The 5871-nt window shown below is 49.3% G+C and carries 8 protein-coding genes; all 8 read right to left on the bottom strand.

Going from position 1 to position 5871, the window contains the following annotated elements:
* Positions 1–19 precede the first annotated feature (19 nt).
* A complete protein-coding gene (gene xerD, locus ACTHUT_RS12730) occupies positions 20–898 on the bottom strand; it encodes a site-specific tyrosine recombinase XerD (protein ID WP_070713019.1) in 879 nt (292 codons plus the stop codon).
* A 76-nt stretch (positions 899–974) separates the two neighbouring features.
* On the bottom strand, positions 975–1418 hold the full coding sequence (locus tag ACTHUT_RS12735; protein ID WP_070713021.1) for a peroxiredoxin: 444 nt from the start codon (positions 1416–1418) through the stop codon (positions 975–977).
* A 36-nt stretch (positions 1419–1454) separates the two neighbouring features.
* The gene (locus ACTHUT_RS12740; RefSeq protein ID WP_070838434.1) at positions 1455–2090 is read right to left on the bottom strand and encodes a deoxynucleoside kinase; all 636 of its coding nucleotides are present in this window, start codon (positions 2088–2090) and stop codon (positions 1455–1457) included.
* A gap of 97 nt (positions 2091–2187) precedes the next feature.
* The gene (gene folK / locus ACTHUT_RS12745; protein WP_440385648.1) at positions 2188–2676 is read right to left on the bottom strand and encodes a 2-amino-4-hydroxy-6-hydroxymethyldihydropteridine diphosphokinase; all 489 of its coding nucleotides are present in this window, start codon (positions 2674–2676) and stop codon (positions 2188–2190) included.
* A gap of 15 nt (positions 2677–2691) precedes the next feature.
* Positions 2692–3066, bottom strand: coding sequence for a SirB2 family protein (locus ACTHUT_RS12750; protein WP_036491806.1), 375 nt, complete (start codon positions 3064–3066; stop codon positions 2692–2694).
* Positions 3067–3118: 52 nt separating this feature from the next.
* The gene (locus tag ACTHUT_RS12755) at positions 3119–3688 is read right to left on the bottom strand and encodes a class I SAM-dependent methyltransferase (RefSeq protein WP_440385647.1); all 570 of its coding nucleotides are present in this window, start codon (positions 3686–3688) and stop codon (positions 3119–3121) included.
* Positions 3689–3766: 78 nt separating this feature from the next.
* Complete coding sequence (gene hfq / locus ACTHUT_RS12760) at positions 3767–4063, bottom strand: RNA chaperone Hfq (RefSeq protein ID WP_036493792.1); 297 nt, start codon at positions 4061–4063, stop codon at positions 3767–3769.
* Positions 4064–4357: 294 nt separating this feature from the next.
* Complete coding sequence (gene der / locus ACTHUT_RS12765) at positions 4358–5815, bottom strand: ribosome biogenesis GTPase Der (RefSeq protein ID WP_049331367.1); 1458 nt, start codon at positions 5813–5815, stop codon at positions 4358–4360.
* Between the last annotated feature and the right edge of the window lie 56 nt (positions 5816–5871).

Below are 5871 nucleotides of genomic sequence, written 5' to 3' on the forward strand. Positions count from 1 at the left end.
TTCGAGATGCCGCCTTTATTTATGAACGGGAATGGTGTTCATCGACCATGTTTTTCAAACGGATATTGGCAACATGGGTATAAATCTGCGTGGTGTTGATATCGGAATGTCCCAACATCATCTGGACCGAACGCAAATCGACGCCGTGATTGACCAAATGCGTGGCAAAAGCATGGCGCAAACCGTGTGGGCTGAGCGAAGCAATACCGGCCGCTTCGGCATATTCTTTGACTATCATCCATGCAAGCTGACGGCTGATGCCGCTGCGTTTCTGGCTGACAAATACTTCGTCGCAAATTTTGTTTTTCAGCAACAACGGACGCGATTCGTTGCAATAGCGTTCCACCCAATATGCCGCTTCCTGTCCCAACGGAACCAGACGCAATTTGTCGCCCTTGCCTATGGTACGGATACTGCCGCGATGTAAATCGATATCGCTGAGCGTCAATTTGACGGCTTCGGTCACGCGCAAACCTGTTGCATACATGACTTCAAGCAAGGCTTTGTCGCGCAGTCCATGCGGCGTTTCCACATCCGGCGCAGCCAGCAGTGCGTCGATTTGGGCTTCGGTAATCAGCGTGGGCAGTTTGCGTTCCGATTTCGGCGCCTTGAGAAAACGGGTGGGATTGTCTGCTCTTTGGCCTGTTTCTTCCAACCAGCCGTACATACGCTTGCAAGCCGACAATGCCCGCGCTTGGGACGTGCTTTTTTCCCCCTCCGCATACACGGCATCAGACAGGGCAAATTCATCAGCACTCAACCAATCCTGCCCGCACTCGGCCAAACGCTCTGCGATTTTAACCAAATCACGGCGGTAACTTTGCAGCGTATTGTGGCTGAGCCGGTCTTGCAGCCAAAGGGATTCAAGCAGCTTGTCTATTAAATCGTCCATACTCATCAAACTGTATTGAAAGGCCGTCTGAACGGCATAACTTTACATCCGTTCAGACGGCCTTAGGTTTTCAAAGCCCTATTTAAGAGGCTTGAGAGATTGTATCCAAAACTTCCTGCGCGTGTCCGGCCACTTTGACTTTGCGCCACTCATGGGCAATTTCGCCGTTTTCGTCCAACACAAACGTGCTGCGCTCAATGCCGAGGGATTCTTTGCCGTAAAGCTTTTTCAGCTTGATCACGTCAAACAGTTTGCAGACGGTTTCTTCTTTATCGCTCAACAATTCAAACTGGAAGCCTTGTTTAGCGCAGAAATTCTGATGCGATTTAACGCCGTCACGCGAAATACCGACAACGGTATAGCCCAATGCTTTGAATTGTTCCAATCGGGCATTGAAATCCAAGCCTTCGGTGGTACAGCCGGGCGTGTTGTCTTTAGGATAAAAATAGACAACCAACGGCAAATGTTCGGCGGAGTTAAAATCGCTACCGGAAGAAGATGGGAGTGTGAATTGATATTTTGACATATTATTCCTTTCAGACGGCCTAAACCTAGCCTTCGTTTATTTTTCGCTTAAATTCAAATAACTGCGCGTACCTTGAAAATCTTCCAATGCGCGCAACAAAAGCTGGAAGTGGTCGTCATTGCCGGCCAAATCCAACTCATCGGCATTGACGGTCAGCAAAGGCGCGCTTTGATACAAATGGAAGAAATGGCTGTATTCGTCATGCACCCGTCCCAAATAGCCTTCGGGAAACAAGCTGATGATACCCTCTTGACGTTTTTGCAGGCGTTTGCGGTTGTTTTCGACAGCGGTTTGCAGATAAATCACCACATCAGGTTCCGCGTATTGCGGCAAAATGCGTTGCTTTATATCAGCAAAAAGCTGCCGCTCGTCATCATTCAAAACGATGGGCGTAAAAATGCGGTCTTTTTCCGGCAGAAAATCAGCCACAACCATTCCACCTTGTGCGCAATGATCTTCAATAATATTCACGCTTTCAGCGCGGCGCGTCAGGAAGAAAAGCTCGGCGGCCAAGCCATTATTGGAAACATTGCTGTAAAACTTCATGAGAAACGGATTGTGATCCGGATTCTCCGACAACAGCAACGCGCTGAAATGCTCTGCCAAGCGGCGGCTCAAAGCAGTCTTGCCGCTACCGATGGCGCCTTCGACAACAATATAACGAGGATTCATAGTAACTCTTTGTAATGTGTTTCCCAACAATATTTTATAGCAAAAAAGGCGTGTCCAACACGCCCTTTCTTGTTTCAGCCTGTTTTTCAGACGGCCCTTATTCTTTTAACAGGCAAATCCCCTGCCCGCCCAAAGCCTGAGCCAAATCAGCCGCACGGCCATGCTCGCCCAACTCGAAATCCGGAAGAATTTCGGCCAACGGCAACATCACGAAACTGCGCTCATGCGCGCGCGGATGCGGCAAGGTCAGATGCGGATCATCGCTGCGGATACCGTCAAAATCGATGATGTCCAAATCCAAGGTGCGCGGCGCATTACGGAAGCTACGCTCTCGCCCAAATTCCGCCTCGATGCGGTTTAACTCCGCCAACAGCGCCACGCCGTCCAATGAAGTTTTCACGGCACACACGGCGTTCACAAAATCGGGCTGATTGTCATAGCCGACCGGCGCAGTCAGATACAGGGAAGAAGCCTTTTCGAGCCGGATATGCGGATGCGCGTCCAATTCGGCCAAAGCGGCGCGCACCTGTTCGGCAGGATTGGCAAGATTGCTGCCCAAAGCGACAACGGCAAAATGCGGATACATTTCAGACGGCCTCTTTTAAAACGGCAGTGTTTTGGTTTTGGCAAGGAAAACAATCGTGGCAACACACGACATGGCCAAAATATAGACGATATAGAATTTCGGCGAACGCGGACGCGAACGCATCATAATCATGCCCAACACAATATAAACCAGCAACAGCAGGATTTTCATGCCGAGCCACGGCGCATTGAACGGCGAAAAATGGGTAATCTTCATCAGCCACAAGCCGGTAAACAGCAACATGGTGTCGTTCAAATGCGGCATGGCTTTCCAAATGCCTGCCAACGGTTTTTCAGGATGACGCCAAAGCATGAAAAAGCGGATGTTAAACAGCAAAATGGTAATGGTTACAAAAATCTGGTGGCTGTATTTGACAAACAGGTATTGCATAACAGTTTCTTGTCGGTAGAAGGAATGAAAGCAGCTATTTTACCGCAAACATCTATTTCTGACGCAACTTTTCAACCGCCAGCAGATAGGGCGGCGCATTGCGGCGGTTGACAAAGCCATAGCGCAACACGGCAAAAGCTTCCTGTGGCAAAGTTTCCGCCCATTGTACAATCGCCTCAGCTTCTATTCGGCCGGCTTCATGCCCCGGATACAATACCGCCACGGCAAGCCCGCCCTCTTTCAGCAAATCCAAAGTATCCGTCAGTGCACGGATGCTGCTTGCCGCTTCAGTCGTACAGCTTTTATCGCCGCCCGGCAGCCAACCAAAATTAAATACCGCGGCATCTAAAGGCTCGTCGATATAAGATAAAAGGTTTTCATGGCCGTCATGTATCAGGGCTACCCGACCATCTACGCCGTTTTCTTTCAGACGGCCTTGAGTCTGCGCCAGTGCTTTGGGTTGCACATCAAACGCCCACACCCTACCCGTCTCGCCAACCAATTGCGCCAACAGCAAAGTATCATGTCCGTTTCCAGCCGTCGCATCCAAAGCGCGGCCGCCTGCTTTTAAGGCTTGTCGTAACAGGGAGTGGGCAAAGGGAAGAATGTTTTCAAGCAGCATGATAAAGATCGTCTGAAAATAAAAATACCCTACCGCAAAAGCGGTAAGGTATTGAAAAACAGGAATGCGTTACATCATTTATTCGGCAGGTTGCTGCACAGTCTCAACTTGAACCGGAGCAGCTGCGGCAGCGGCTTGAGGTTGTTTGTTTTCGTGTTGCAGGCTGACTGCGCGTGCAGGAACGATTGTTGAGATAGCGTGTTTGTAAACCATTTGAGTGACGGAAGTATTACGCAACAGAACAACGTACTGGTCAAATGATTCCACTTGGCCTTGCAGCTTGATGCCGTTTACCAAGTAGATTGAAACCGGAACGTGCTCTTTACGCAACGCATTCAAAAAAGGATCTTGTAACATTTGTCCTTTAGCTGTCATATTCTTGAGCTCCATTATTATGATTGTAAAGACACCAAAATCGGCGTTTGATGGGATTGTAGCCCTGAATAGAATAAATTACCAACTATTTTTTTCTATCACACCGTTTTGAATTCCGGCAATAAAGGAAGTTCACAACAAACCGACTGTTTCGTTTTCATCTTCACAACCTTTCCCAACCTTGATTTTATGTATTTTGATTCCGATAAATTCAATCGATAAATATCATGAAACATGAATAACTTACATTCCATCATAAAAGGCCGTCTGAAATTGTCCAGACGGCCTTTATGCTTATTTGCTGAATTGTTTTTTCACGCTGACTTTGGTTTTCTTCTTGAAGCGGTTTTTCTCTTCCTTGCGGCCCTCGCGTTTCTCAATACGGTTGCTCAGGCTGACACGGCGCAGCGGTTTTTTCTTCGGTTTGTCTTCCGCATTTTCATACGGGTTTTCCGAAACATTGTATTGAATTCTGAGCGGTGTACCTTGCAGATTGAAGGCTTTGCGGAATGTTTGGGTTAGATAGCGCGTGTAGCTGTCAGAAATGGCGTGCAGCGAATTACCGTGTACCACAATCACCGGCGGATTCATGCCGCCTTGGTGGGCATAGCGCATTTTCGGACGCACCAAACCTGCACGCGGCGGCTGTTGACGTTCAATCGCGCTTTGCAGGACACGCGTGATTTTCGGCGTCGGCATCTTAATCATTGCCGCATTATAGGCAGCCTGAATGCTTTCAAACAAACCGTCTATACCGCGCTCTTTCAACGCGGAAATAAAGTGAAACTTAGCAAAATCAAGGAAATACAGTTTGCGGTTGATATCGCGTTTCACTTGCTCGCGCCGCTCTTCGCTGATGCCGTCCCATTTATTGACCGCCACCACCAAAGCACGGCCTGCTTCCAAAGCAAAACCTGCAATCGTCGCATCTTGATCGGCGATATCTTGTTGCGCATCCAACACCAAAACAGCAACGTTTGCCGCCTCAACCGCCTGCATGGCTTTGATAACGGAGAACTTTTCCACCGCTTCATCCACTTTGCCGCGACGGCGCACACCTGCGGTATCGATGATGGTAAACGGTTTACCTTCGCGTTCAAAATCGATATGGATACTGTCGCGCGTCGTGCCTGCCATATCGAAGGCAATCACACGTTCTTCGCCAAGGATGGCGTTTACCAAGGTTGATTTACCGACATTTGGACGGCCGATTACAGCAAAAACAGGATGTTTCGCTTCTTCCTCTTCCTTTTCAGGCTCAGGGAAGGTTTCCAAAATATCTTCAATCAGATAATACACGCCATCGCCGTGCGCACCTGAAATAACATAAGGGTCGCCCAGGGCAAGTTCGTAGAACTCGGCGGCAAGCACGGCCCTATTGCCGCCCTCGCCCTTATTCACCGCCAAATAAACGGGACGCGGGCTTTGACGCAAACGGTCGGCAATAATTTTGTCTTGCGGCGTCAAACCGGTGCGGCCATCCACCAAAAACACAACCGCATCAGCTTCATCGACAGCCTGCAAGGTCTGTTTCGCCATTTCGTGCAAAATGCCGCTGTCCACAACCGGCTCAAAACCGCCGGTATCGATGACCAAATAAGGTTTGCTGCCGACTTTGCCATGACCGTAATGTCGGTCACGCGTCAGGCCGGGCAAGTCATGCACGAGCGCGTCTTTGGTACGCGTCAAACGGTTGAATAAAGTAGATTTGCCGACATTGGGGCGGCCGACAAGCGCGATGGTTGGTTTCATGATGGAGTCTTTCTGTGTCAAGTGCCGCCTAAAAACGGGAGCGGAACACAAGCAGG

Source organism: Neisseria sp. P0022.S010, from assembly GCF_051956635.1.

Bases quoted from the DNA above. Each gene is read 5' to 3' on its own strand.
- xerD (WP_070713019.1), bottom strand. From the start codon at position 898: ATGAGTATGGACGATTTAATAGACAAGCTGCTTGAATCCCTTTGGCTG.
- ACTHUT_RS12735 (WP_070713021.1), bottom strand. From the start codon at position 1,418: ATGTCAAAATATCAATTCACACTCCCATCTTCTTCCGGTAGCGATTTT.
- ACTHUT_RS12740 (WP_070838434.1), bottom strand. From the start codon at position 2,090: ATGAATCCTCGTTATATTGTTGTCGAAGGCGCCATCGGTAGCGGCAAG.
- folK (WP_440385648.1), bottom strand. From the start codon at position 2,676: ATGTATCCGCATTTTGCCGTTGTCGCTTTGGGCAGCAATCTTGCCAAT.
- ACTHUT_RS12750 (WP_036491806.1), bottom strand. From the start codon at position 3,066: ATGCAATACCTGTTTGTCAAATACAGCCACCAGATTTTTGTAACCATT.
- ACTHUT_RS12755 (WP_440385647.1), bottom strand. From the start codon at position 3,688: ATGCTGCTTGAAAACATTCTTCCCTTTGCCCACTCCCTGTTACGACAA.
- hfq (WP_036493792.1), bottom strand. From the start codon at position 4,063: ATGACAGCTAAAGGACAAATGTTACAAGATCCTTTTTTGAATGCGTTG.
- der (WP_049331367.1), bottom strand. From the start codon at position 5,815: ATGAAACCAACCATCGCGCTTGTCGGCCGCCCCAATGTCGGCAAATCT.